Origin of the sequence: Burkholderia sp. LA-2-3-30-S1-D2 (assembly GCF_001523915.2) — a bacterium.
Lineage (GTDB): Bacteria > Pseudomonadota > Gammaproteobacteria > Burkholderiales > Burkholderiaceae > Burkholderia > Burkholderia diffusa.
Map to the genome: position 1 here is coordinate 2225442 of NZ_CP013384.1, position 23334 is coordinate 2248775.

At 62.6% G+C, this 23334-nt stretch carries 23 protein-coding genes, 1 tRNA gene and 1 pseudogene; 7 read left to right on the forward strand and 18 right to left on the reverse strand.

All coding sequences use genetic code 11. The features are described 5' to 3' along the window. Positions 1-4 precede the first annotated feature (4 nt). On the forward strand, positions 5-1375 hold the full coding sequence (locus WS66_RS23115; RefSeq protein ID WP_059606386.1) for an MATE family efflux transporter: 1371 nt from the start codon (positions 5-7) through the stop codon (positions 1373-1375). Between the two features lie 25 nt (positions 1376-1400). Here the strand turns inward: WS66_RS23115 and WS66_RS23120 are convergent, their stop codons facing one another. After that, on the reverse strand, positions 1401-1592 hold the full coding sequence (locus tag WS66_RS23120) for a hypothetical protein (RefSeq protein WP_059606384.1): 192 nt from the start codon (positions 1590-1592) through the stop codon (positions 1401-1403). A 135-nt stretch (positions 1593-1727) separates the two neighbouring features. Here WS66_RS23120 and WS66_RS34140 point away from each other — a divergent pair, with 135 nt between their 5' ends. Next, entirely contained in the window at positions 1728-1898 is a 171-nt protein-coding gene (locus WS66_RS34140) for a hypothetical protein (protein WP_162840567.1), read from the forward strand. Positions 1899-2106: 208 nt separating this feature from the next. On the opposite strand, the gene WS66_RS23125 is transcribed toward WS66_RS34140, so the two are convergent. Both WS66_RS23125 and sixA read right to left on the reverse strand, forming a co-directional pair. Further along, positions 2107-2913, reverse strand: coding sequence for a GNAT family N-acetyltransferase (locus tag WS66_RS23125; RefSeq protein ID WP_059606381.1), 807 nt, complete (start codon positions 2911-2913; stop codon positions 2107-2109). A 159-nt stretch (positions 2914-3072) separates the two neighbouring features. Then, positions 3073-3534, reverse strand: a complete 462-nt coding sequence (sixA, locus tag WS66_RS23130) for a phosphohistidine phosphatase SixA (protein WP_059606379.1) — start codon at positions 3532-3534, stop codon at positions 3073-3075. Between the two features lie 161 nt (positions 3535-3695). Here sixA and WS66_RS23135 point away from each other — a divergent pair. Both WS66_RS23135 and WS66_RS23140 read left to right on the forward strand, forming a co-directional pair. Next, positions 3696-3772: transfer RNA gene (locus tag WS66_RS23135), tRNA-Pro, on the forward strand. Between the two features lie 111 nt (positions 3773-3883). Continuing rightward, on the forward strand, positions 3884-4099 hold the full coding sequence (locus WS66_RS23140) for a hypothetical protein (RefSeq protein ID WP_059606376.1): 216 nt from the start codon (positions 3884-3886) through the stop codon (positions 4097-4099). Positions 4100-4252: 153 nt separating this feature from the next. On the opposite strand, the gene WS66_RS23145 is transcribed toward WS66_RS23140, so the two are convergent. From WS66_RS23145 to WS66_RS23155, 3 genes are all read right to left on the reverse strand, one after another. Next, a complete protein-coding gene (locus tag WS66_RS23145) occupies positions 4253-4540 on the reverse strand; it encodes a PAAR domain-containing protein (protein ID WP_082729035.1) in 288 nt (95 codons plus the stop codon). Between the two features lie 11 nt (positions 4541-4551). After that, positions 4552-5508: a T6SS immunity protein Tli4 family protein gene (locus tag WS66_RS33785; RefSeq protein WP_159086577.1), complete on the reverse strand. Its 957-nt coding sequence runs from the start codon at positions 5506-5508 to the stop codon at positions 4552-4554. A gap of 74 nt (positions 5509-5582) precedes the next feature. Then, positions 5583-7223, reverse strand: a complete 1641-nt coding sequence (locus tag WS66_RS23155; protein WP_236872984.1) for an esterase/lipase family protein — start codon at positions 7221-7223, stop codon at positions 5583-5585. 146 nt (positions 7224-7369) lie between these two features. On the opposite strand from WS66_RS23155, the gene WS66_RS23160 reads away from it, so the two are divergent. Continuing rightward, positions 7370-8505, forward strand: a protein-coding gene (locus WS66_RS23160) for an IS3 family transposase (RefSeq protein WP_442859285.1) whose coding sequence is annotated in 2 segments (ribosomal slippage) — positions 7370-7634 and positions 7634-8505 — 1137 coding nt in all. Because the reading frame shifts where the segments join, the coding sequence is not laid out codon by codon here. A 62-nt stretch (positions 8506-8567) separates the two neighbouring features. Here the strand turns inward: WS66_RS23160 and WS66_RS23165 are convergent. The 5 genes and pseudogenes from WS66_RS23165 to WS66_RS23180 form a co-directional block, all read right to left on the reverse strand. Continuing rightward, a pseudogene (locus tag WS66_RS23165) lies at positions 8568-8819 on the reverse strand (alpha/beta hydrolase); the annotation flags it as partial. A 35-nt stretch (positions 8820-8854) separates the two neighbouring features. Beyond that, positions 8855-11629: a type VI secretion system Vgr family protein gene (locus WS66_RS23170; protein ID WP_059603635.1), complete on the reverse strand. Its 2775-nt coding sequence runs from the start codon at positions 11627-11629 to the stop codon at positions 8855-8857. 141 nt (positions 11630-11770) lie between these two features. After that, positions 11771-12013, reverse strand: coding sequence for a hypothetical protein (locus tag WS66_RS23175; RefSeq protein WP_159086578.1), 243 nt, complete (start codon positions 12011-12013; stop codon positions 11771-11773). 154 nt (positions 12014-12167) lie between these two features. Further along, positions 12168-12485 carry a hypothetical protein gene (locus WS66_RS33790; protein ID WP_159086579.1) on the reverse strand — a complete coding sequence of 106 codons (318 nt, stop codon included), beginning with the start codon at positions 12483-12485 and terminating at the stop codon, positions 12168-12170. 178 nt (positions 12486-12663) lie between these two features. After that, entirely contained in the window at positions 12664-12951 is a 288-nt protein-coding gene (locus tag WS66_RS23180) for an Arm DNA-binding domain-containing protein (protein ID WP_236872947.1), read from the reverse strand. A gap of 326 nt (positions 12952-13277) precedes the next feature. Between WS66_RS23180 and WS66_RS23185 the strand changes: the two genes are divergently transcribed. Then, entirely contained in the window at positions 13278-13718 is a 441-nt protein-coding gene (locus WS66_RS23185) for a hypothetical protein (RefSeq protein WP_059603652.1), read from the forward strand. 53 nt (positions 13719-13771) lie between these two features. Here WS66_RS23185 and ppx read toward each other — a convergent pair whose 3' ends face one another. Further along, positions 13772-15286 carry an exopolyphosphatase gene (gene ppx, locus WS66_RS23190; RefSeq protein WP_059603629.1) on the reverse strand — a complete coding sequence of 505 codons (1515 nt, stop codon included), beginning with the start codon at positions 15284-15286 and terminating at the stop codon, positions 13772-13774. Between the two features lie 278 nt (positions 15287-15564). On the opposite strand from ppx, the gene ppk1 reads away from it, so the two are divergent. Further along, the gene (gene ppk1, locus WS66_RS23195) at positions 15565-17628 is read left to right on the forward strand and encodes a polyphosphate kinase 1 (RefSeq protein ID WP_059603625.1); all 2064 of its coding nucleotides are present in this window, start codon (positions 15565-15567) and stop codon (positions 17626-17628) included. A 131-nt stretch (positions 17629-17759) separates the two neighbouring features. Here ppk1 and phoR read toward each other — a convergent pair whose 3' ends face one another. From phoR to pstC, 6 genes are read right to left on the reverse strand one after another with little or no spacing between them, the layout of a single operon-like run. Next, complete coding sequence (gene phoR / locus WS66_RS23200; protein ID WP_059603622.1) at positions 17760-19079, reverse strand: phosphate regulon sensor histidine kinase PhoR; 1320 nt, start codon at positions 19077-19079, stop codon at positions 17760-17762. A gap of 57 nt (positions 19080-19136) precedes the next feature. Next, positions 19137-19838 carry a phosphate regulon transcriptional regulator PhoB gene (gene phoB, locus WS66_RS23205; protein WP_006750313.1) on the reverse strand — a complete coding sequence of 234 codons (702 nt, stop codon included), beginning with the start codon at positions 19836-19838 and terminating at the stop codon, positions 19137-19139. A gap of 30 nt (positions 19839-19868) precedes the next feature. Then, positions 19869-20573, reverse strand: coding sequence for a phosphate signaling complex protein PhoU (gene phoU / locus WS66_RS23210; protein ID WP_059523442.1), 705 nt, complete (start codon positions 20571-20573; stop codon positions 19869-19871). Positions 20574-20591: 18 nt separating this feature from the next. Beyond that, positions 20592-21440 (reverse strand): phosphate ABC transporter ATP-binding protein PstB, encoded by an 849-nt coding sequence (gene pstB, locus WS66_RS23215; protein ID WP_059603618.1) that lies wholly within the window; start codon positions 21438-21440, stop codon positions 20592-20594. 15 nt (positions 21441-21455) lie between these two features. Continuing rightward, entirely contained in the window at positions 21456-22349 is an 894-nt protein-coding gene (pstA, locus tag WS66_RS23220; RefSeq protein WP_059603615.1) for a phosphate ABC transporter permease PstA, read from the reverse strand. Next, on the reverse strand, positions 22346-23329 hold the full coding sequence (pstC, locus tag WS66_RS23225; protein WP_059603612.1) for a phosphate ABC transporter permease PstC: 984 nt from the start codon (positions 23327-23329) through the stop codon (positions 22346-22348). Before pstC ends, pstA begins: the two co-directional genes overlap by 4 nt. Between the last annotated feature and the right edge of the window lie 5 nt (positions 23330-23334).

The window sequence follows — 23334 nt, forward strand, 5'->3', positions numbered from 1 at the left end:
CGCCATGTCCGAATCCGCATTACCGCACGGCGCCGGCACCGGGTCGGCCACCGTCTCGCACCGGCGCGTCCTCGCGCTCGCCTTCCCGATCGTCCTGGCGAACCTGACCCAGCCGATCCTCGGCGCGGTCGACACGGCCGTCGCCGGCCACCTCGACGGCGCGCAGTATCTCGGCGGCGTCGCGCTCGGCGGGCTGTTCTTCAACTTCGTGTTCTGGGGCTTCGGCTTCCTGCGCATGGGCACGACCGGCCTCGTCGCGCAGGCGCACGGCGCCGGCGACGCCGCCAGCATCCGGCTCAACGTGCTGCGCGCGCTGATCGTCGCGTTCGCGCTCGGCGCCGCCGTGCTCGCGCTGCAGGTGCCGCTGCTGTCGTTCGCGCTGACCGCGCTGGGCGGCAGCGACGCCGTCCGCGCGACGGCGCTGGCCTATGGCCACGCACGAATCTGGAGCGCGCCGTTCGCGCTCGCGAACTACGTCGTGCTCGGCTATCTGCTCGGCGTGCAGCGCGTGCGGCTCGCGCTCGTCGCGCAGGTCTTCATCAACGCGGTGAACATCGGCGCCGTGCTGCTGTACGTGTACGGCTTCGGCTGGGGTATCGCCGGGATCGGTGCGGCGACCGCGACCGCGGACGCGTGCGGCTTCGCGCTCGGCGCATGGATGCTATGGCAACTGCGCCCGCGCGGCCTTGCGCCGCTGGCCGCGGGAGCATTGGCGGATCGCGCGACGCTCAAGCGGCTGATCGCGCTCAATCGCGACATCTTCCTTCGCACGCTGTGCCTGCTCGGCGCGTTCGGCTGGTTCGCGCACCTGGGCGCCAAACAGGGTGACGCGACGCTCGCGGCCAACGCATTGCTGCTGAATTTCCAGACCTTCATGGCGTACGGGCTCGACGGCTTCGCGCATGCGGCCGAGGCGCTCGTCGGCGCCGCAGCCGGCGCGCGCGACCGCGCCGCATTCCGGCGGGCCGTACGGGTCACGCTGCTGTGGTCCGCGCTCGGCGCGCTGCTGTTCGCGCTCGTCTACTGGGCGGCCGGCGGCTGGATCGTCGCACAGCTGACCGACCAGGCCGGGATCCGCGCGGTCGCGCTGCAATACCTGCCGTGGGCGGCGATCTCGCCGATCGTGTCCGTATGGGGGTTCCTGCTCGACGGCGTGTTCATCGGCGCGACGCAGACGCAATCGCTGATGCGCGCGATGGTCGTGTCGTTCGCGATCTTCATTGCCGCGACGCTGGCGGCTGTCGGCCCGTTCGGCAATCACGGGCTGTGGTTCGCGCTGCTGCTGTTCATGGTGGCGCGCGGCGCGACGCTCGCGCGCTACCTGCCGGCGCTGACGCGGCGAATCGGCGCCGACGCACCCGCAGCCGGCACCTGACGGCCACGCAGGCCGGCCGGTTTCGTTATTGCGCGGATGAGGGTGCGGGTGCTGACGGCGCAGGCGCACCGAGCATCGACGGTGGCGTCATGTCGGTCGGCACGCCGTGGTAATCGGCCGGATCTTGCGGCGGGTGGCCGCGGCGGGCCTGGCGGGGATCGCCGGAACAGCCGGCGAGAACGGACGCGGCCAGCACGGCCAGCATGAAACGGGTCATCGGTGAGGCTCCGGAAAACGGCGCGCCCATCGCGCGCCAGGACCGCGCCGAGTCTAGCGGAATTCCGGGCTAGGGGTTGTCCCGCGCATGTTCTACCATGTACCCATGGCGCTGTGCCGTTGAAAGGAGGCTGCCATGTCGTCTGAAGAAATCGCCGGCCTGATCGGTCTGTTCATCGGTCTGATGGTGCTCGTCGCCCTGTCCTATTTCGAGTCGCGCGAATACAAGCGCAGCCACGGCGGCGAAGGAATGATCCATCACTGGATGGCCGAACACCACCTGCTCGACTGGCGGCGCAAGCACTAGGCAAGCCCGCCCTGTCGTCCGGGCCGCCGCTTGCGCGGCCTGCTCCAAACGTGCGCCTGCGTGCACGGTGGGCAGTGCGTACCGCCCAAATTAACAGGGCCGGATAGAACAACTTCCTCGGAACGAACAAACGCCGTCGCGCGGCAATCTGCCGTGCGACGGCGTTCGCTTGCGTGCGCGCCTGAGCAGCGCGCCGCGATCACATGGCTCAGCCCAGAAAGTGCCGGGCGTAGCGGGCATTGATGTCCGACAGCCGGAACAGCGTCAGGAAGTCCGCGCAGTTGAAGTCGGGATCCCACGCCGGCGCACCGCAAATCTTCGCACCGAGACGCAGGTAGCCCTTGATCAGCGGCGGCGGTGCGACGACGGTGCCCGTCTGCAGTTCGTCGACCGGCAGCGCCGTATGAGGGAACGCGCGGTATTCCGGCGCCGTCAGCGAGTTGGCCGGCAGCGACTGATACAGGTTCGCCGCATAGTGCCCGCCGTCGGCCATCGACACGCTCGCGCAGCCGAGCATCGTCTCGTAGCCGTTCTGCATCATGTACGCGCCGAGACCGCCCCAGAGCGCCATGATGACGGCGCCGCTGCGGTAGTCGCTGTGCACGCACGAGCGGCCGACCTCGACCATCTTGCCGCGCAGGTGCGTCAGGCGCGACAGGTCGAATTCGCCTTCGGCGTACAGACGGCCGACACGCGCGGCCTGGTGCGGCGGCAGCACACGGTACGTGCCGACCACCTTCAGCGTGTCGAGATCGCGCACCAGCAGATGATCGCAATAGGCGTCGAACGGATCGACGTCGAGACCGGATGGACCGCTGACCTGCGCGCCCATCTCTTCGGCGAACACGGTGTAACGCAGGCGCTGGGCCTCGCGCAGTTCGTCTTCCGTGCGGGCCCAGGCGGCCCGCAGACGGAACTCGGATGTGACGGTTTCAGCAGCGCGCGGCAGGTGACGCCGTGACGTGTCGAGGGGAAGCGAGGCAAAGGGGAGCGTAGGCGTCGGCAGTTCTCGCATTAGGCTTTCCTGATCGTAAGGAATAGGACGACATGCCAGCCAATGTAGTAACCGGTCGTTACCGTTCTGTGGCACGACCGTGTCCTTTCAATGACGTGTCGCCGAATTGACTTTAGCAGAAAGCCTGCGAAACCGTATGATCAATGCCTTCGAACCCCTTCAGACAAGGTCTGGCGTCAATACCGCGCGCAGCACGGCCTGACGGCTGCCGTCGCGCGTGCGGCTCGCGAGCCACACGATACCGCCCTTCTTGACGCTCCAGCTGTCGCCGTTGCCGGCGATCAGCTGCGCCGCGACGCTGCCGAGCGTCGGCTGGTGCCCGACGATCACGACCGTCGGCGCGATGCCGTCGGGCCACCCGGCGGCCGCCAGCACGTCGTCGACGCTGCCGCCCGGCGCGAGCGCATCGACGGTCCGGTACTGGTCGGTCAGCGCCTCGACGGTCTGCACGGTGCGCGCCGCCGGGCTGGCGAGGATCACGCTGCTCGACTCGAGCCGGCCGCGCAGCCATTTGGCCATGGCCTGCGCTTCCTTGCGCCCGCGGGCCGTCAACTGGCGTGCGAGGTCGCTTGCCGCGTAGTCCTCGGCTTCGGCGTGGCGCCACAGGATCAGGTTCATCATGATGTCTCTCCATGCTTCGACGAATGATCCGGCCGCACGCTCGCAGGCCGGACGATCACGCTTCGAATTGTCGCCAATCGTGAGCGTTTCGTGATGACGTGCGCCTTATGCAAAACGTGATTGACCCAGTTACCCATTAGACGATACAATCTTTGGCTCGTCGGAGCGTAGCGCAGCCTGGTAGCGCATCTGATTTGGGATCAGAGGGTCGTAGGTTCGAATCCTATCGCTCCGACCAAAGGAATCAAGGGGTTAGCTGATGCTAACCCCTTTTTCTTTGGTGCGTCACCGGGCTATTGCTACTATTTTGCTAGCATCTGGATGCGATTCCCATAAGGAACCGCGCCCGATGGCTGACCGTCTCGTCCCCGCCCAGCACCGCCTTTTCATCGCCCGCGCCGACTGGCGCGATGCCGAACAGTATCCCAAGCGACCCTCCGCGATCTATCCATCTGGTCTTTGGAACTCCTCCGGCGCAATAACGATTACGCACAAGACTACATTCAGTACCGTCACCGATATGCCGGAATTTTCCACTTTCAAATGGGACAGTTTTGTAGGCTAAGGCCAAGGGCATCGGCCTAGTGTCGAGTACGGAGAACTACACGACGCTGCTCAATATTCCGGTCGAAGCGCACCCCGTAACACTCACTGCCAGCACCAGCAGTACAACCCGACCTGCGATCGTTCGGGGCATGTCGCTCTCCTTCTCCGTCGCTCAGACCTCCGTAAACGATACCGACTGTGACGCCACCAGTTTCGGCGGAACCGGACACGCGCACCGACAGAGGTCGTCACTCAGCGCTGACTGTCGGCCATCCGGTCCGGTGCTCGAATGACGTGGGCCATCGCACTCGATCACGCCGAGCGTCTTGCACACCGGGCACCATACCGGATCGTGTTCATACGCTTGTTCGCGGTCGTGCAGCATGTCTTGTCCGTCACCACCCTGCACGATACCTCCGACTGTCGTCGCGTCACCCTTCACGATGTCGTAACGTCGCATGTCGCCTCCGCTCAGACTGCGCCAGGCCGCAGTCGCAGACTGTTCAACAACGTGTCCCACGTCTGCAGTGCGCCGGCCTCATCGACCGGTGACGTTGCCTCTTCAGGCTTTAAATCAGGACTGCTCGCCCCAAGCAGCAACTGAATAGCGGTATGTGGTTTCGCCAGCGTACTTGGATCGCCCGGCGCGAGCAGGTAGAAGCGATAGGACGTGATCTCGCCTTCCTTCAGCGCGAACAGCACTTCCTCAGCGTCCATCCCAGCCACCGTGCGCTTGCCTTGCCGCAGGATGCGGTAGCTGCCGCCCGAAACCTGATCCATCTTCGCGCGCAGTTCGGGAAGGGTTTTGGTTAATGGCGATTTCTGGTCCGCGTTCACCGAATCGCGCATCTGAATGACGAATAACGCCGGCCGGCCCGGCATCAGCGCCAGTGACTGGCTTACTTCCTCGGTCGAAGTCGACGAGCCTGTGGCAATCCCTCCGTCGAAACAGAACCCTGATTCGGTTGGGACCGACCAGTTATCGCGCGCCTTTATCCGACGATAGATCCCATTATAAATATTTTCGACATCACCAATTGCAGCCGATCCAACGCTGCTAGTTGTGTGAAACAAGGTATTATTTTCGTAAATATATCCCTCCGCATCGAAAGGCAGTCCGTTAGCCGAAACCGCATCTTGGAATACGAACACCCTGGAATCCTTTGTAGGAGAAAATGCCTTCTCTAGCCATACATGATTTGTTTCTTCGTTTCTGCGCCCAGGATTAATGCGCTTTTTTGTACGCAACTCTTTTTCCCGGGCGGCAACTTTCCCCTGATACGTCGCAGACGATACATTGTATCGCGTCTCCAGTTTTTCTCCCTGAAACTCATATCGTTGATTGGTGATTTCGCTTGCCACTGGGCGTTCAAAAACGAAGCGGCCGATGCACCACGGCCGTGGCTTGGACAACAAGGGATTCGTCATGGTCGGTTCACCGGAAAACGTTATCGAACAGGCACATATGCCTGTGACTAGAAATAGAAATCGGCCAATTCGTGTCAGCATTTCGGCTCCGGGGCATCCTGCGCGATTTGCACGACGCTGTAGAGGAGCGCCCAGCGCGTCCACGGATGGTTATAGCTTTCCTGATGCACGTAGCCTCCCTGGTCAAACACCATTTGTACGCCGTGGGCTGCGCCCCCCTCCGCGCCGCGCGCGGGGGCTTCGGCGGACCAGACCGGCACCGTTCCGTCACCCGGCACGATGCCATTCTTCTCCGGATCGGGCGTTTCGCTACCAGGCGGCAGCTTCGCCACCTTCTGCACCTCGAACTCGATCGTGACGTTGCGCGAATCTAAGTGCACGCGCAGCTTTCCAGTGTGGGAATCGTCGTGTTTCTCCCCCAGGAACCGCGCAGAGCGCAGCTCTTCCTCCGTCACTCCCGCCGGCACGTCTCCCTTCCAAATCACCGTACCCCATGCCAACAGATCGGTCAGACTCTCGCCTTTCTCGATCTTGGGCTTGCCGTGATTTTCATCCGATGCCGCCGCCCCCCTAGGTTTCAGCTCTCCATCCCCGTAGGCAACATACGTTTTATCGTGATATATGTTAATTATCTTATTTTGGTTTTCGACAACCTTTTTAATTGTATCCTTGAAGTTGTCAACCACCGACGTCTTTTTATCGCTTTTATCAAGTCGTTCTTTCATAATTCCGGCTGGATCGAGTAACGAAGCCGATTGCTCGGGCACCAAGCCGTACCACTTTGGGTTAGTGAAGACATCATCGTAAGTATTTCCGTCCTTCGGCAATTTCATCACCGGTTCGCCGTTGAGCCGCGCAAATATCCACCACGGTTCGCCGTTGTGGTAATCCGGCATCGGCAACAGCTCAAGCGGTCCCGGCGCATTCGCGGCCACCGCTACGAACTCGTCTGCATCGCTCCCGAGCAGGGCACCATTGATGAAGCCGTTTACGCCGCCCTCGCTGCCGCCACCGGTGCGGAACCGCTTCGCCGCGATTGGTGCCCCGGTCGCCGGCAGCACGTTGTGAAATACACCGTGCATCAGGTCCGCTCCGCCGTGCATCGCGATCGCCATCCGTGCAACCAGCCCGCCCATGGAGTGCGTGAGGATAATCGCCTTACCGCTATGGTTCTCCTCGATGATCTCCCTGATGCCCATCAGGCGCGTGATCTTGCCGGTCTTCTTGTCCTTGAAATCCGCGCCATCGATCACCTGTTGCGCAGATTTCTCATTCGATTGCAGCCAGTTGTAGCCAATCGCGTACACTCGGTACTGGTATTTCATGAAATGCTTGAATACCTCCGAGTCTCTCGTGATCGCCTGCCCCCGGCCTTGCGCGCCGGCATCGATCGCCCCGTAGTCGGCCGGCTCCGTGTCCAGCAGCGGCTTGAGCGCCCATTTCTTGCCGTCAGGGTCGCCTGCAATCCATGGCCCTTTATGCTTCCCCAGATGCATCGGCTCGTTCAGTTGCTCCTGCAGCCACGCCAGCATCGGCTGATAGCTCGACCTATACACTGAGCCCCAACCCCGCCGAATGGCCTCCTTCTCGTCCACATACTGGTCTGGTTCAGCATCCTCTTCGTGCTTGCCGGCGCTGACTGGCCCGAACGGGGTGACGGCTGCCAGGGTCGGGTCGAACAGCTTTTCCCGTGCGGACGCCCCCTTGAACCACATGCCGATCAGTGCTGGCAACGCGCCCGCCTTTCCAAATAGGCCGTCCGTCTCCGGTGCAAAGAGGTGGCCGCGCAAAATCGGACAGCGGGATAAGTGGAACGGCCGGGGCCTGAGCCAGCGATAATGCAGGCAAAGGAACCGAGGAAATGACGAAACGAACCCGACGCACGCACTCAGCGGCGTTCAAAGCGAAAGTGGCCCTGGCGGCTGTCAAGGGCGAGCGCACGCTGGCCGAACTGGCGCAGCAGTTCGATGTGCATCCGAACCAGATCACAGAATGGAAACGGCAGTTGCAGGAGCGCGCGGCCGACGTGTTCGGTGCGGCTGGCCCGGTGTCTAGCGAGCCACCGGTAGACGTGAAGACCCTGCACGCCAAGATCGGCCAACTCAGCCTGGAAAATGATTTTTTAAGCGGCGCGCTCACCAAGGCGGGATTGCTGAGCGCAAAGCGATGATTGACCGTGGCCATGCGTTGCCGGTTTCGCAGCAAGTCCGGCTGGTTGGTATCGCGAGATCGAGCGCGTATTACCGGGCGCGGCCTGTGGGCGAAGTCGATCAACGGCTGATGCGCCGGATCGACGAACTGCATCTGGAGTTCCCGTTTGCCGGTGCCCGGATGCTGGCGCGCTTGCTGCGCCGGGAAGGCTACGAGGTCGGCCGGCGCCGCGTACGCACGCAAATGAAGCGCATGGGCGTGGAGGCGCTGTACTGCAAGCCGAACACGAGTCGGCGCAACGCGCAGCACAAGGTCTGGCCGTATCTGCTGAGCGGCATGAAGATCGAGCGGGCCAACCAGGTTTGGGCACTCGACACGACCTACGTTCCCATGGCGCGAGGCTTCGTGTATCTGACGGCGGTGGTGGACTGGGCCAGTCGCAAGATCCTCGCGCACCGCGTGGCGATCACGCTGGAGGCCGTGCATGCCGTTGAAGCGCTGGAAGAAGCGTTCGCCCGCCATGGGCACCCCGACATCGTGAACACCGATCAGGGCAGCCAGTTCACGGCGGGAACATTCACCGAGGCGGTGCTGGGCCGAGGCATTCGACTGTCGATGGACGGCAAAGGTGCTTGGCGCGACAACGTGTTCGTCGAGCGCGTGTGGCGCAGCATCAAGTACGAAGAAATTTATTTGCGAGCCTACGAGTCGGTAAGCCATGCCCGGCGCTCCATTGGCCAATACATTGAGCTGTACAACCGCAAACGGCCTCATTCGAGCCTGGCGGATCAGACGCCCGATGAGGCATACTTCGCGACGCTGCCTGCGATCAAATCGGCAGCATGATCGCCCTGGACGGTCCACTTAAAACTCTCAGAAAACTGTCCGAACGAGCGAGGCCACCTCTCAAAGAACATCTCGTCACCGGTTTCGGCATTCACCAGTGGCGAACCCATCACGCCTGGCAGGAAGATCACCGGAATGATTGGCCGCACGTCGCACAGCAGTTCTTTGGTGCGCGTGTCACTCGCCGGCGTCAACGTAAAATGCCCGACCGACGCCCCGTCCTTGTCCGTGCGACCAGCCTGCCGGACGACTTCGTTCTCGGCATCGTCACTGAACGGCGATCCGCCGCCGGATTGATCTGTGTTTTCGCTCATCGTTATTCTTCAAATTCGCGCATCGGTTATCGAATTCATGCCGCAGGACCGTTCGGCTTCGGCCGCAATGCGCGCACCGCCAGCTTCTCGATATCCTCGCTCTTCTGCTCGGCCACGTGCCCCAGCTCGTTCGTCATCCCGGTCAGACGTGTGCCGTCCCCGCGGATCAGTTCGTACGGGTGGTTTTTCAGCACCTCGCCCGTGATGCGATCACGCAGCACATACGGATCGTTAAATTTGGCCTGCGGCAGACTGTTCATATGCTGCGCAATCGAACTCGGCCCCTGACGGCTGAGCGACGCCGATTTAATCGTGCGCGGGCCTTGCGTACCGTCTTCAATGCCAGCCGCCACCCAACGGGTGTATGAGCCGCCCGCCTTGATGATGATTTCATCGGCGTCGAGCACAATGCGCTTGGCCTTCACCGTCACGTCTTTACCCGCATTGACGTTCACGTCATCCGTGTTGGCCGACAGCTTGATCGGACCTTTCGCCGTCACAAAGAATGCGCCGAGTTTGTGCGCGAAGAAGCTCACCTTTTCCGCGGCCGCCACGACGAACGACTTGCCAGTTGCCACGTACGTGTTCTCGTTACTGACGACGTTGACCTCTTTCTCGGCCACGATATGCGTCGAGTTGTCTGCGACCAGTGCAATGTCCTTCGGCGTCGATACCAATATGTTCGGCTGCGCAAATCCGTTGGCACTGCCAGTACCGCCACCCGCCGTCACGCCGCCCGACGTATCGCCCGACACCGGATGCTGGATGTCCGTCGATAGCGCCTTGAGCGCATCCTGTCCGGTTTGCAGTGATTCCGCCTGAGCCGTTGTGCTTGCGCTAGACAGCGACTCGACCAGCATTCCCGCCTGCTGCAACTGCGACCGCGCCTCGTCCACGCCCATCTGTTCATCGTCGTAGGATTTCGAGTGCGCACTGATGGACAACCCCTTGCTGGCACGAACTGCACCGAACTCGTCGGCGTGCAGGATGAAACCTGCACCCAGGTACTGTCCGCGCGTGTTGCCGTCATGCTTGATCAGGTAGCCCTGCGTCAGCGCCGCATAGCTCTTGCCGGTATAGCTGACCAGCCGCGTGCCGCCTTGATTCGTAGAATCGTCGTGGACGAACGAGTTGTATGCGCCTGTCTTGCCGAATCCCTCCGACTTGAACCCGGACAACAATGCGTTTGAATGCCATGGAGAGGGGGTCGCGCCTCCGTTGATACGCCCTAATACGAACGGCTTGTCACAGTCGCCGTTCCAGTAACCAACGATGACCCATTCCCGCGCCCTCGGGACGTGGACAGCCCCATAACCGTTCCCGGTATCGGATTGAAGCGACGACAGCAATGGTGAGGAATTGAAGGCTTCCGGCGGGTTCTTGCGATCCCATGCGAAATGCACCCTGATCTGGTTTCGGTCGTTCGTCCACGCCTCCGCGCCATCCGGGGTCACGACAAGCGCGTGTTCGATCGACATGACAGGCTTCGGATGATCCAGCGGGCTCCGGTATTCAACAGCCGTGGGCTGCGCTTCGACTTCGATCACAAAAAACCCGGCCGAGCCATCCGCCTCATGTCCAAGCGTCTTGAACCGCTCACGGTGAATCGCCTGCTGCTCGGCCAGCGTTGCACGAAGACTTTGCGGAAACTCGGCCGTCTGCTGGCCGATCGGGACGTTGTTCTCGATGAACCAACGCGCCTCGACCACCAGAAACTCTCGCTTCTTCGCATCACCGCCTTCGTGGCGGGGATGTCCGTTCAACATAAACCGCGAACCGGCATCAAGCCACCGCACGCCTCCGACACCAAAATACCGGCTTGCTCGCGCATCCCACATCTCTACTCGCCGTCGCGCTCGCACCTCACCGGTGTCTGAGCTGGAATAGCCGTAAGCCGTCGATTCGTAGACCGTCATCGGCGCATCAGGAACGCTATGCTCAGCTTTCTGGCCGCGCTCCTCCATAACATAGCTCGTCGCGGCAAGTCCGCTCTCAACCTGAAAATCGGACGCGGGCCGCTTGTAATCAAACGCACGCGACATGTAGCGCGTGCTCTGCATCGTCTGCACCGCAGCCCAATGCGCGAAACCGTCAGATTCGTTGCTGTCGTTCGCCCGAATGAATTCAACTGGCTTGGCGTCGGGAAGGGTCGAGACGCGATCAACGATGACGAGCGTCGTCTTGGGAGCGTCGCCTTCGCTAACGTTTTCGTGGGCCCAGTAGAAATACCAACCCTCAGCCTCAGCCAAGCGGTTCACAAAGTGAAGATCGGATTCGCTTTGCCTGCACCAAGAACGCTTGGCAGGATCGGATGACAGCGCAAAACGGTACTGCCCGCGCAATTGCGGATACCGATCGAGCACGTCGGAGATGATCTCGCGAGCGTCTTTCTCGAGCCAGCCTTCTTCGTTGTGAGTCTTCTCAAGGAAGACCAGTGCCGATGAAAACTCGATCTGGTATGTCGAAAGGCCGCCGTTTCCGCCCAAATAGGCCACCCGATGCACGAAGCCGTGGACCGGACGATAGACGGGAACCGCAAAAGGAGCCGTGACCTGCTGAATCCGCAGGGTAACGGGTTGGTGCATCAACGACAGCAGCGCAGTGTCATCGCGCGTCGACGCGACGTCAATCGTGTACGAATAGTCGCGCCCGATTCTGGCCGATCCGCGGGCCCGTAACGGCACCAGCGCATTCTTGCCGAGCGGCGTATCCAGCATCAGCAGTCGCCCCTGCTGCAAAACGCCCTTGCTGATCGCCTCATAGAGGTCGCGCAACTTCAGGTCCCCGAGTGCGGACGGTCTGATATCCATTTTCGTTATTTCTCTCAGGTTCGACCGTCAATCCAGTGATAAAGGCGACGGTCAGCCATTGCTACAGCAAGTTTCTCGCGCGATTCTAATCTAAAGTCTGAGAAATATGGTGCGGCTTGACTGAGTTTGACCCCCGGTCATCTAGCGGAGCGGAGGCTCGCGCTCAGGTGCAATCGGCGATAGCGAGTCATTGATCACAAATTTGCTGAGCGCCGCTTGGGCGTTGGCAATGACGCACGACGGGTAATTCAGCAATTGCTCGTTTCGGCGGACGAGTACCTTCTGGATCGCGGCCATGCCATCGGCCATAGTCGTGAATTTGTCTTCAGCCTTGCCGCAGACGACGCAATCGTGAAGCGCCGCTTCATCAGCGGCCTGGAACAAGTCCAGGCCGGTTCGCCCCTCCGTCACTTCGTGGACGAAGTGCGCGCAATAGGTGGCGCAGAACAGCTAAGCGACAACAAGACCGGCCCCGGCGCTAGTCGCGGGAGAATCGCCACTCTCGTTGCCGGTACAGGTCGCCGAGCTTTCCCCGTCCCTACGCCACCGCACGCTTATCAAATTCCCCAATCCAATCGATCATGAGTTTCGGGTCATCGGCCAGCTCGTCGACTCCGGGAAGGGTGGCGTCGACCTCGTCGGACTTTGAGTGTTCAAACCGAGAATATTTCGTCGTCATTTGATCGACGAGCACACAGTCGTCTTGTGTGATCTTTGCGAGTGAGCGAATCTGCGGAGTCTGACGGAGCGCTGAAATCTTTCGATTAAGCCGTTCAGCACGACCTTTTCGACCGACCGCTCGACCAATATCGAAAACCGCCACAGACGGCTTTGTCGGGACGTTCCCTTCCCACATCGAGCGCATCCACCACGCCTACCGCGAGCCCAGTCGCCGCAATGATATGAACGCTCGTGACGGGAACGTGCTGCCCGTCGCCGCCGCGTTCTTGCTGGTCTTGTTCCAACGCATCATCGAGAAGCGCCAGCAATGAAAGTCTATGTGTGAAGCAACCACCTGTCGTGTGCGCGACAGCTCAACCAGCGATAAGGGTCAGAGCTCGCGTCCTTGCCTTATCGACTGTCAGATCGGGATAGCGCCTAATCTTCATTCGCTCTTGCTTACGATTTACTTTCATATCGAGAATGAATGTCTTGACGCCGCTCGGGCCGATGCCGATCGCTAGGCCACTCACCTTCGTGTCGTAGTAATACTTCCAGCCCTTCTCTGGAATCAGCAACGCTTCGGTCGCCGCTTTCGTAAAATTCAAGGCATCCTTGCCCGCGCGCTGCGTTTTCTCGCTATCGCTCGTCGTTGCTAGCATTTTGCTACTACGTGCAGCGTTGTGGGTCGGAACAGAAAATCGCAATGAGCTTAAGTTCCACATCAAATCAATGATTTATAACTTCCATCGATCGCCAGCGACGTTGAAAATAGTAGGGACACCCGATTTGGGATCAGAGGGTCGTAGGTTCGAATCCTATCGCTCCGACCACGAGATACACGATAAGGGTTGCAAGCCATCGCGCTTGCAGCCCTTTTTCGTTTGGTCCGCCGCCCGCTTGCGCCACCGGTGCCGTACCGCCCGCAGCCCGCGCACGAAAATTGCGGGAACACGCGATAATGTCCGCGACCAACCCGCATTCGCGCATGAAAAACCACGTTTTCAAGACTGCCCTGCTCGGCGCGCTGCTCGCAATCGGCACCCTCGGTGCGTCCAGCGTCGCATCGGCCAAGTCGCTCGATGACGCGCTCGACTGCCATTCGAACGGCCACAAGTTCGTCGCGCCGCTGCTCGCGGCAGGTGACATCCAGTCGGAGCCGATGCACGTCGAATCGAATTCGGTGAACGCATTCCGCACGAACCATCCGCTGACCGCCTACGGCTTCGGCGTCTATGTCGTGCTCGGCTACCAGGCGAACGATCCGATTTTCCAGCCCGGCGACGGCACGCCGATCGGCAACTGGGCATACGGCGTCGTGGTGCGCGGCACGAAGAACGCGGTCGAGCAGGCCGTGCGCAAGGCCGGCAGCGACGCGACCGTCAAGCAGGCATTCCCGTTCCTGACCGCGATCGTGTGCTCGGACTGAGCGCATCGCAAGGCAGCCTGGCGGCGCGAGCGCGCCGCCGTCGTGCCGGCGCGTCACGCACCCGTATAAACCACGCGGTACGGAATACCGACCTTCTCCCACTCGGCCGCTTCCTGGCTGAGGCTGTAGTCGGTCAGCGGGTTCTGCTCGACCCATGCGCCCGGCAGGCGCACTTCATACCCGCCCTTCTTCATCTGCGACACGGAAATGTCCGGCAGCCCGGCATCGGTCCGGCGCCGGCACAGCAGCGCCGCGAGCCTCAGGCAGAACAGCAGCGGCCATTCGACGTCGCGCGCCTGCGATAGCTTGCCGAGCTTGCCCGCATGCCCGAGCACGAGCGCGGCAAGGCGCGCCTGGTCGGTGCGCGAGAAACCCGGCATGTCGGCGTTGCTCGCGATATAGGCCGAATGCTTGTGATACGAGCTGTGCGAGATCGACAGGCCGATCTCGTGCAACGCGGCGGCCCAACCGAGGAACATCCTGCCTTCCTCGCGTTCTTCGTCGTCGGATTCGTCGAGCTCGTCGTAGAACCGCACCGCGAGCGCACCGATGCGCCCGGCCTGCGCGCGATCGACGCCGTAGCGGCGCGTGAAGCCCTCGACGGTCACCGCGCGCATGTCCTCGTGCTGGGTCCGGCCGAGCAGGTCATACAGCACGCCGAGACGCAGCGCGCCGTCGGTGGTATCGACGTAGTCGACCCCCAGTTCCTCGAATACCGCGAGCATGATCGCGAGGCCGCCGGCGAGCACCGGCACGCGATCGGGCTTCAGCGCGATCAGCTTCAGCCGGTTCACGTTCTCGGACTTGATCAGCGCGCGCTTCAGGCGTTCGAGCCCGCCGCGCGAAATGCCGTGCGTGATGCCCGCGTCGTTGAAGCCGTTCGCCTCGACGAGCTCGGCGAGCGCACGCGCCGTGCCGGACGAACCGATCGCCTGGTCCCATCCGGCCTTCTTGTACTCGCTGGAAATGATCTGGATCTCGCGCTTGGCCGCGAGTTCGGCCTGCCGCATCGTGTATTCGTCGACGTTGCCAGCCGGGAAGAACGCGCGGCTATGGCTCACGCAGCCGATGTAGAGGCTCTCCATCACGATCGGCGTGTAGTGCGAGCCGATGATGAATTCGGTCGAGCCACCGCCGATGTCGACGACGAGCCGCTTGCCGGCGCTCGCCGGTACCGAATGTGCGGCACCCGCGTAGATCAGCCGCGCCTCTTCGCGGCCCGCGATCACTTCGATCGGAAAACCGAGCGCCGCTTCGGCCTCGCCGAGAAATTCGCCCGCGTTCTTCGCGACGCGCAGCGTGTTGGTCGCCACCGCGCGCACATGATCGGGATGGAAATCGCGCAGGCGCTCGCCGAACCGCTTGAGCGCCTCCCAGCCACGCTCCTGCGACGCGCGATCGAGCATCTTGTCGCTCGACAGGCCCGCGGCCAGTCGAACGGGCTCGCGCAGCGCATCGACGGGATAGATCTGGCTGCCCGCCGGCGTTTCCTCGACGCGCCCGACGATCAGCCGAAAGCTGTTCGAGCCGAGATCGACGGCAGCCAGCAAGTGGGGGGATGTAACCATCAGAAGGGGGCTCCGTGCGCGTTCGCCCGCGGCAGCCGGCCGGCCACGCTGGGCGATCAGTCAAAGGCGACATTTTAAGCGTGGAACGCTTGCCGTTGCCACGCTTCACGGGCATGTACACGGGTAGATTGTATATGGCCGAAACATTTATGAGACAAAACGGTTCAGGCGTAGAATTTCCCGATATAAATACATTATCGTCATCAGCACGTCATCGTACCGTGAGAGTTTCCGAGCGTCCTTTCGAATCATCGCCCGAATCACCCCCTACTCTGCCGATGTCCGTCCGCTATCCGCTTCTCAATCGTGAACTCGGCATCCTCGGTTTCAACGAGCGCGTGCTGGCCCAGGCGGCTGACCCGCAGATTCCGTTGCTCGAGCGACTGCGCTTCATCTGCATCACGAGCAGCAACCTCGACGAATTCTTCGAAGTCCGGATGGCCGGCCTTCAGGAACAGATCCGCGACAACCCCGGCGCACTGACCCCCGACGGCATGTCGCTGCAGCACGCTTACGACCTCGTGGTCGAGCGCGCGCAACGGCTCGTTCACCGCCAGTACACGATGCTGCACGATACCGTGCTGCCCGCGCTCGAACAGGAAGGCATCTACTTCCACGCGAGCGACACGTGGAACGAAGAGCAGCTCGAATGGGCGCGCCGCTACTTCCTCGATGAACTGCTGCCGGTGCTGACGCCGATCGGCCTCGATCCCGCGCACCCGTTCCCGCGCGTGCTGAACAAGAGCCTGAACTTCGTCGTCGAGCTCGAGGGCCGAGACGCGTTCGGCCGCCAGGCGGTGATGGGCATCGTGCAGGCGCCGCGCGCGCTGCCGCGCGTCGTGCGCATGCCGCAGGCGCTGTCGGGCTTCGAGCACGGCTTCGTGCTGCTCAGCTCGTTCATGCAGCGCTTCGTCGGCGAACTGTTCCCACAACTGGTCGTGAAAAGCTGCAACCAGTTTCGCATCACGCGCAACAGCGAGCTCTTCGTCGACGAGGACGAAATCACCAACCTGCGCGTCGCGCTGCAGGGCGAGCTGCCCGCGCGCCACCTCGGCAACGCGGTACGGCTCGAAGTGTCGGCCGATACGCCGGCGCATATCGTTCGGCGCCTGCTCGAGGAAAGCCTGCTCAGCGAGAAGGACTGCTATCGCGTGGCCGGCTCCGTGAACCTCGTGCGACTGATGCAGATCCCCGATCTCGTCGATCGCCCCGACCTGAAGTTCGCGCCGTTCGCCGCGTCGATCCCGCCCGCGATCGTCAACGCGCCGACGATGTTCGACGCGATCGACGACGGCGACATCCTGCTGCACCATCCGTACGAAAGTTTCCAGCCGGTGCTCGAACTGCTGCAGCAGGCCGCGAAGGACCCGAGCGTCGTCGCGATCAAGCAGACGATCTACCGCACCGGCACCGATTCGCCGTTGATGGATGCGCTGATGGAAGCCGCGCGCAACGGCAAGGAAGTGACCGTCGTCGTCGAGCTGCTCGCGCGCTTCGACGAGGAAACCAACATCAACTGGGCGTCGCAGCTCGAAGCCGTCGGCGCGCACGTCGTGTACGGCGTGGTCGGCCACAAGTGCCACGCGAAGATGATGCTGATCGTGCGGCGCGTCGTGCAGAACGGCAAGGCGTCGCTGCGCCGCTACGTGCACCTCGGCACCGGCAACTATCACCCGCGCACCGCCCGCCTCTACACCGACTTCGGCCTGATGACGGCCGACCAGAAAATCTGCGAAGACGTCCACCACGTCTTCCAGCAACTGACCGGGATCGGCGGCGAGCTTACGCTGCACGAGCTGTGGCAGTCGCCGTTCTCGCTGCATCCGCGCATCATCGAATCGATCCAAGCGGAGATCGACAATGCGCGCGCCGGCAAGCGCGCGCGCGTGGTCGCGAAGATGAACGCGCTGCTGGAGCCGTCGGTGATCGCCGCGCTGTACGAAGCGTCGCAGGCCGGCGTCAAGGTCGACCTGATCGTGCGCGGCGTGTGCGCGCTGAAGCCCGGCGTGCCGGGGCTGTCGGAAAACATCACGGTGCGCTCGATCGTCGGGCGCTTCCTCGAACACCACCGCATCTACTATTTCCACGCGGGCGGCGCCGAGGACGTCTATCTGTCGAGCGCCGACTGGATGGACCGCAACCTGTTCCGCCGCGTCGAAGTCGCGTTCCCGATCCGCGAGCGCAAGCTGAAGCGCCGCGTGATCGCCGAAGGGCTGTCGGTCTGCCTCGGCGACAACCAGTCGGCCTGGCAGATGCTCAGCGACGGCCACTACCGCCGGCGCCGTGCGGGCAAGACGATCCGCAACGCGCAGCTCGGGCTGCTCGCGAAGTTCTGTTCGTAGACACGGGGCGGCGCGCGGTTTCGCGTGCCGCGCCACCAAACAAAAAAGCACAGCCCACGGGCTGTGCTTTTTTGTTTGCGGCGCATTTGCGTTGGGATGCCGACGTCAGGCACCCGATTCGCGTCACGCGCTCATGCTTCGAACGCGGCCGGCCGGATCGCGATGATTCGCGAGGCCGGGAAGCGCGCGGTGAACGTGCTGCCGCGCCCCTCCTCGCTCTGCACGTACAGGTGAGAGTCGTGCCGCTGCAGCACGTGCTTGACGATCGCGAGGCCGAGCCCCGTGCCGCCCGTATCGCGCGAGCGGCTGCGGTCGACGCGGTAGAAGCGCTCGGTCAGCCGCGGCAGGTCGGCGGCCGGGATGCCGAAGCCGCTGTCGGTGACCGAGAACACGCCTTGCGCGCCCTCGCGCCGCCACGACACGAAGATCTTGCCACCGTCCGGCGTATAGCGGATCGCATTGGTCACGAGATTCGCGAACGCACTGAACACTTCGGTCTGCGCGCCCGTGACGCCGAGCGTCTCGTCGATCGTGAACGTAATCTCGTGATGCCCGTTCGACAGCGTCTGCGCATCCTCCTTCAGATGGTCGAACACGGCACGCATGTCGATCGCGTGATCCATCGGCGGCTTGCTTTCGCCCTCGAGCTTCGCGAGCACCAGCAGATCGGTGACGATGTGCCGCATACGCGACGCCTGCTGCTCCATCATCTCGAGATAGCGCGCGCGATCTTCCTCGTTCAGCGGCAGTTCGCGCATCGTCTCGAGGAAGCCCGACAGCACGGTGAGCGGCGTCTTCAGTTCGTGCGACACGTTCGCGACGAAGTCGCGCCGCATCGCGTCGGTCCGCTCGAGCTCCGTGATGTCCTGCGTGAGCAGCAGCTTGCGGTTCTCGCCGTACGGAAACACCTGCACTTCCAGCACGTTCTGCCGCGAGTCGCCCATCCCGCGCATCACGAGCGTCTCGTCGTAATGCTGCGCGTTCAGGTAGCGCACGAATTCCGGATGACGAACCAGGTTCGTGATGTGCTGGCGCAGGTCGCGCTTCGCGTCGAGGCCGAAATGCACCTCGGCGATCGCGTTGCACCACTCGATCTGGTCATGGTCGTCGAGCATCGCGACGCCGTTCGGCGACGCCTGGATCGCCTGGATGAAGCGCGAATGCTGCTGCTCGACCTGCCGCACCTGCGCATGCCACTGCTTCGCGAGCTTGTGCAGCCGGTAGTAGATTTCACCCCAGATGCCCGGCGCGCTCGGCACCTCGCCGTAGACGGGCGCATCGAGCAGACGCCACAGGCGTTGCGTATGGAAGGTACTGAAGAAGCCCTGCGCGACCAGCATCACGACCGCGAACCCGAGGCCCGCGATCGGGCCGGCGAACACGCCGACCAATACGCTGATCAGCACGAGCAGCACGAGCGACACGAGAAAGCGCGCCCAGATGATGTTCATGTTTCAGCGCCCGAAAGAATGAACGACATGCCGTGGCACACGGCATGTCCGGATACGTTACGCGTGCTTGGCGAGCCGGTAGCCGCTGCCGCGCACGGTCTCGATCATCGCATCGCAACCGGCCGGTTTCAAGGCTGCGCGCAATCGTTTGATGTGGACGTCGACCGTACGCTCTTCGACGAACACGTGGTCGCCCCAGACCTGATCGAGCAGTTGCGTGCGGCTGTGCACGCGCTCCGGATGCGTCATGAAGAAATGCAGCAGGCGGAATTCGGTCGGGCCGAGATCGAGCTTGATCTCGCTGCCGTCGCCGTGCGCGGCGACCCGATGCGTGGCCGGATCGAGGCGCAGCCCGTTGATCGACACGACGTCCTCGGTCAGCTGCGGCGCGCGACGGCGCAGCACGGCCTTGATCCGCGCCATTAGTTCCTTCGGCGAGAACGGCTTCGTCACGTAGTCGTCCGCGCCGATCTCGAGGCCGAGCACCTTGTCCTGCTCGTCGCCCCGCGCGGTCAGCATGATGATCGGGATGTGCTTGGTCCGTTCGTTGTTGCGCAGGTCGCGCGCAAACGCAATGCCGGACTTGCCCGGCAGCATCCAGTCGAGCAGCACGAGGTCGGGCAGCACGTCGCTGATCAGGTTCTGCGCCTGCTCGGCGTTGTACGCGCGAATCGGGCAGTGACCGGCATGCTGGAGATTCACCGAGATCAGTTCGGAAATCGCGGGCTCATCTTCGACGACGAGAATGTTGCTGGGCATCGGCACCTCTGTTCTTCCTTACGGAGTCGATTAACTGTTGGCTTCGCGATCGAGCGTGTCGCGCGGCTGGTGCCGCACGTCGGTGCCCTTCACGATGTAGATGATGAATTCGGCGATGTTCTTCGCGTGGTCGCCGATCCGTTCGATCGCCTTCGCGATGAACAGGTACTCGAGGCCGACCGAGATCGTGCGCGGGTCTTCCTGCATGTACGACACGAGCTTGCGCACGAACGCGCGGAATTCGAGGTCGATTTCCTTGTCGTCCTTGACGATCTGCGCGGCCGCCACCGTATCGAGGCGCGCGAACGCGTCGAGTGCGCGACGCAGGATCGTCACGGCCATCTCGCCCGACACCTTGATCTCGGCGATGTTCACCGCACGCGCGGCCGGCTCGTCGATCAGGCGGCGCACGCGCTTCGCGATCTTCTCGGCCTCGTCGCCGGCGCGCTCGAGGTTCGTAATCGTTTTCGAAATCGACATCAGAAGACGCAGATCGCGCGCGGCCGGCTGTCTCCGCGCGATGATGTTGCCGCACTCCTGGTCGATGTCGACTTCCATCGCGTTCAGCGTTTCCTCGGCCGCGATCACCTTCTCGGCCGTCTCGCGGTCGAATTCGTTCAGCGCATGCATCGCGCCGACGATCTGCGACTCGACGAGTCCGCCCATTTCCAGCACTTTCGACGACACGGCATTCAGGTCCGCGTCGAACTGGCTCGACAGATGTTTATCCGACATGGTTGTGATTCTCCGTCATCAGCCGAAACGGCCGGTGATGTAGTCTTCCGTTTCCTTGCGCACCGGCTTGATGAAGATCTTTTCGGTTTCGCCGAATTCGATCAGTTCGCCCAGGTACATGTAGGCCGTGTAGTCCGAGCAGCGCGCAGCCTGCTGCATGTTGTGCGTGACGATCACGACCGTGTAGTCGCTCTTCAGCTCCGCGATCAGCTCCTCGATGCGGCCCGTCGAGATCGGGTCGAGCGCCGAGCACGGCTCGTCGAGCAGCAGCACTTCCGGACGGATCGCGATACCGCGCGCGATGCACAGACGCTGCTGCTGGCCGCCGGACAGCCCGTAGCCGCTCTGGTTCAGCTTGTCCTTCACTTCGTTCCACAGCGCGGCCTTCGTCAGCGCCCACTCGACGCGATCGTCCATCTCCGAGCGCGTGAGCTTCTCGAACATCTTCACGCCGAACGCGATGTTGTCGTAGATCGACATCGGGAACGGGGTCGGCTTCTGGAACACCATGCCGATCCGCGCGCGCAGCAGCGAAATGTCGCGCTTGGTGGTCAGCAGGTTCTCGCCGTCCATCAGAATTTCGCCTTCGGCGCGCTGCTCCGGATAGAGCGCGTACATCTTGTTGAACGTGCGCAGGAGCGTCGACTTGCCGCAACCCGACGGACCGATGAACGCCGTCACCTTCCCTTCGGGAATGCGCAGGTTGATGTTCTTCAGCGCGTGGAACTTGTTGTAGAAGAAGTTGAGGTTGTTGACCTCGATCTTCGCGTTCAGCGGCGCCAGCGGACGGTCATGTGCCGCATCTTGCGTGCCGGCGGGCGCAGCGGTGCGCTCGACGGGATTCAGGTGGCTTTCTGCCATATTCATCGGATTGCTCCGCCGTTACTTTTTCGAGAAGATCGAGCGCGCCAGGATGTTGAGTCCGAGCACCCCGAGCGTGATCAGGAACACGCCCGCCCATGCGAGCGACTGCCATTCGGCGAACGGGCTCATCGCGAACTTGTAGATCGTCACGGGCAGGTTCGCCATCGGCTGGCTCATGTCCCACGAGAAGAACTGGTTCGACAGCGCGGTGAACAGCAGCGGCGCCGTTTCGCCGGCGATCCGCGCGATCGCGAGCAGCACGCCCGTGATGATGCCGCCCACCGATGCGCGCAGCGTGATCTTCAGCACCATTCGCCACTTCGGCGTGCCGAGCGCGAAGGCTGCTTCGCGCAGCGCGTTCGGCACGAGCTTCAGCATGTTCTCGGTCGTGCGGATCACGATCGGGATCTGCAGCAGCGCGAGTGCGATCACGCCGGCCCAGCCCGAGAAGCGCCCCGACTTCGCGACGACGATCGCGTACACGAACAGGCCGATGACGATCGACGGCGCCGACAGCAGGATGTCGTTGATGAAGCGGATTGTGCCCGCCAGCAGGTTCTTCTGGCCGTATTCGGCGAGATAGACGCCCGCGAGGATGCCGATCGGCGTGCCGACCAGCGTGCCGAAACCGCACAGCAGCAGGCTGCCGACGATCGCGTTCGCCAGACCGCCGCCTTCCGTGTTCGGTGCCGGCGTCGATTCGGTGAACAGCTGCAGCGACAGACCGCCGATGCCGAGATGCACCGTGGTGTAGAGAATCCATACAAGCCACAGCAGGCCGAACGCCATTGCAGCGAGCGACGCGGTCAGCGCGATCGCATTGGTCACCTTGCGCTTGCGCTGCAGGCGGTTGCGCATCGCGTCGAGCGCGGCGCCGTTCGGCCCCGGGAAATTCATGACGGGCTCGCTCATTTCTTGCCCTCTCCTTTCTCGAGACGAAGCAGCAGCAGTTTGGAGATGGACAGCACGATGAACGTGATCACGAACAGGATCAGGCCCAGCTCCATCAGCGCGGACGTATGCAGGCCCGGTTCCGCTTCCGCGAATTCGTTCGCGAGCGCCGACGTGATGCTGTTGCCCGGCGCGAACAGCGACACGCTGTCGAGCAGGTTGGTGTTGCCGATCACGAAGGTCACGGCCATCGTTTCGCCGAGCGCGCGGCCGAGGCCGAGCATCACCCCGCCGATCACGCCGGTCTTCGTGTAGGGCAGCACGACCTTCCACATCACTTCCCACGTCGTGCAGCCGATCCCGTAAGCCGATTCCTTCAGCAGCACGGGCGTGACTTCGAACACGTCGCGCATCACCGATGCGATGTACGGGATGATCATGATCGCGAGGATCACGCCGGCGGCGAGAATGCCGATGCCGATCGGCGGGCCCGCCGTCAGCGGACCGAGCACCCACACGTCCTTGAACAGACGGCCGATCGGCTTCTGGAAGTATTCAGCGAAGATCGGCGCGAACACGAGCAGGCCCCACATGCCGTACACGATCGACGGAATCGCGGCGAGCAGCTCGATCGCGATGCCGAGCGGGCGACGCAGCCACACGGGCGACAATTCGGTGAGGAACAATGCGATGCCGAAGCTGACCGGCACCGCGATGACAAGCGCGATGAGCGACGTCACGATCGTGCCGTAGATCGGCACCACTGCACCGTAGATATCCGAGTTCGGATCCCACTCGGTTTGCAACAAGAAGCCGAGGCCGAACTTCTGGATGGTCGGCATCGACGCAATGATCAGGGAAACGATGATCCCGCCCAGCAGCAGCAGGGTCACGATCGCGGCGAGCCGTGCGAGGCCGCCGAACAGAACGTCTCCGAGACGGCTCGGCGCGCGTTGCTGCGCGACATCGGGCCGAGAAGACGTGTAGGAAATATCAGACATGGGCG

Excerpts from the sequence above, each read along its gene's own strand:
- phoU (WP_059523442.1), bottom strand. The coding sequence starts at position 20,573 with ATGTCGGATAAACATCTGTCGAGCCAGTTCGACGCGGACCTGAATGCC.
- phoR (WP_059603622.1), bottom strand. The coding sequence starts at position 19,079 with ATGAACATCATCTGGGCGCGCTTTCTCGTGTCGCTCGTGCTGCTCGTG.
- WS66_RS23170 (WP_059603635.1), bottom strand. The coding sequence starts at position 11,629 with ATGGATATCAGACCGTCCGCACTCGGGGACCTGAAGTTGCGCGACCTC.
- WS66_RS33790 (WP_159086579.1), bottom strand. The coding sequence starts at position 12,485 with ATGTGGGAAGGGAACGTCCCGACAAAGCCGTCTGTGGCGGTTTTCGAT.
- WS66_RS23180 (WP_236872947.1), bottom strand. The coding sequence starts at position 12,951 with ATGCTAGCAACGACGAGCGATAGCGAGAAAACGCAGCGCGCGGGCAAG.
- ppk1 (WP_059603625.1), top strand. The coding sequence starts at position 15,565 with ATGTCCGTCCGCTATCCGCTTCTCAATCGTGAACTCGGCATCCTCGGT.
- WS66_RS23125 (WP_059606381.1), bottom strand. The coding sequence starts at position 2,913 with ATGCGAGAACTGCCGACGCCTACGCTCCCCTTTGCCTCGCTTCCCCTC.
- sixA (WP_059606379.1), bottom strand. The coding sequence starts at position 3,534 with ATGATGAACCTGATCCTGTGGCGCCACGCCGAAGCCGAGGACTACGCG.
- WS66_RS23120 (WP_059606384.1), bottom strand. The coding sequence starts at position 1,592 with ATGACCCGTTTCATGCTGGCCGTGCTGGCCGCGTCCGTTCTCGCCGGC.
- ppx (WP_059603629.1), bottom strand. The coding sequence starts at position 15,286 with ATGGTTACATCCCCCCACTTGCTGGCTGCCGTCGATCTCGGCTCGAAC.
- WS66_RS33785 (WP_159086577.1), bottom strand. The coding sequence starts at position 5,508 with ATGACGAATCCCTTGTTGTCCAAGCCACGGCCGTGGTGCATCGGCCGC.
- pstB (WP_059603618.1), bottom strand. The coding sequence starts at position 21,440 with ATGAATATGGCAGAAAGCCACCTGAATCCCGTCGAGCGCACCGCTGCG.
- pstC (WP_059603612.1), bottom strand. The coding sequence starts at position 23,329 with ATGTCTGATATTTCCTACACGTCTTCTCGGCCCGATGTCGCGCAGCAA.
- phoB (WP_006750313.1), bottom strand. The coding sequence starts at position 19,838 with ATGCCCAGCAACATTCTCGTCGTCGAAGATGAGCCCGCGATTTCCGAA.
- WS66_RS23185 (WP_059603652.1), top strand. The coding sequence starts at position 13,278 with ATGAAAAACCACGTTTTCAAGACTGCCCTGCTCGGCGCGCTGCTCGCA.
- WS66_RS23140 (WP_059606376.1), top strand. The coding sequence starts at position 3,884 with ATGGCTGACCGTCTCGTCCCCGCCCAGCACCGCCTTTTCATCGCCCGC.
- WS66_RS23115 (WP_059606386.1), top strand. The coding sequence starts at position 5 with ATGTCCGAATCCGCATTACCGCACGGCGCCGGCACCGGGTCGGCCACC.
- WS66_RS34140 (WP_162840567.1), top strand. The coding sequence starts at position 1,728 with ATGTCGTCTGAAGAAATCGCCGGCCTGATCGGTCTGTTCATCGGTCTG.
- pstA (WP_059603615.1), bottom strand. The coding sequence starts at position 22,349 with ATGAGCGAGCCCGTCATGAATTTCCCGGGGCCGAACGGCGCCGCGCTC.
- WS66_RS23145 (WP_082729035.1), bottom strand. The coding sequence starts at position 4,540 with ATGCGACGTTACGACATCGTGAAGGGTGACGCGACGACAGTCGGAGGT.
- WS66_RS23155 (WP_236872984.1), bottom strand. The coding sequence starts at position 7,223 with ATGTGGTTCAAGGGGGCGTCCGCACGGGAAAAGCTGTTCGACCCGACC.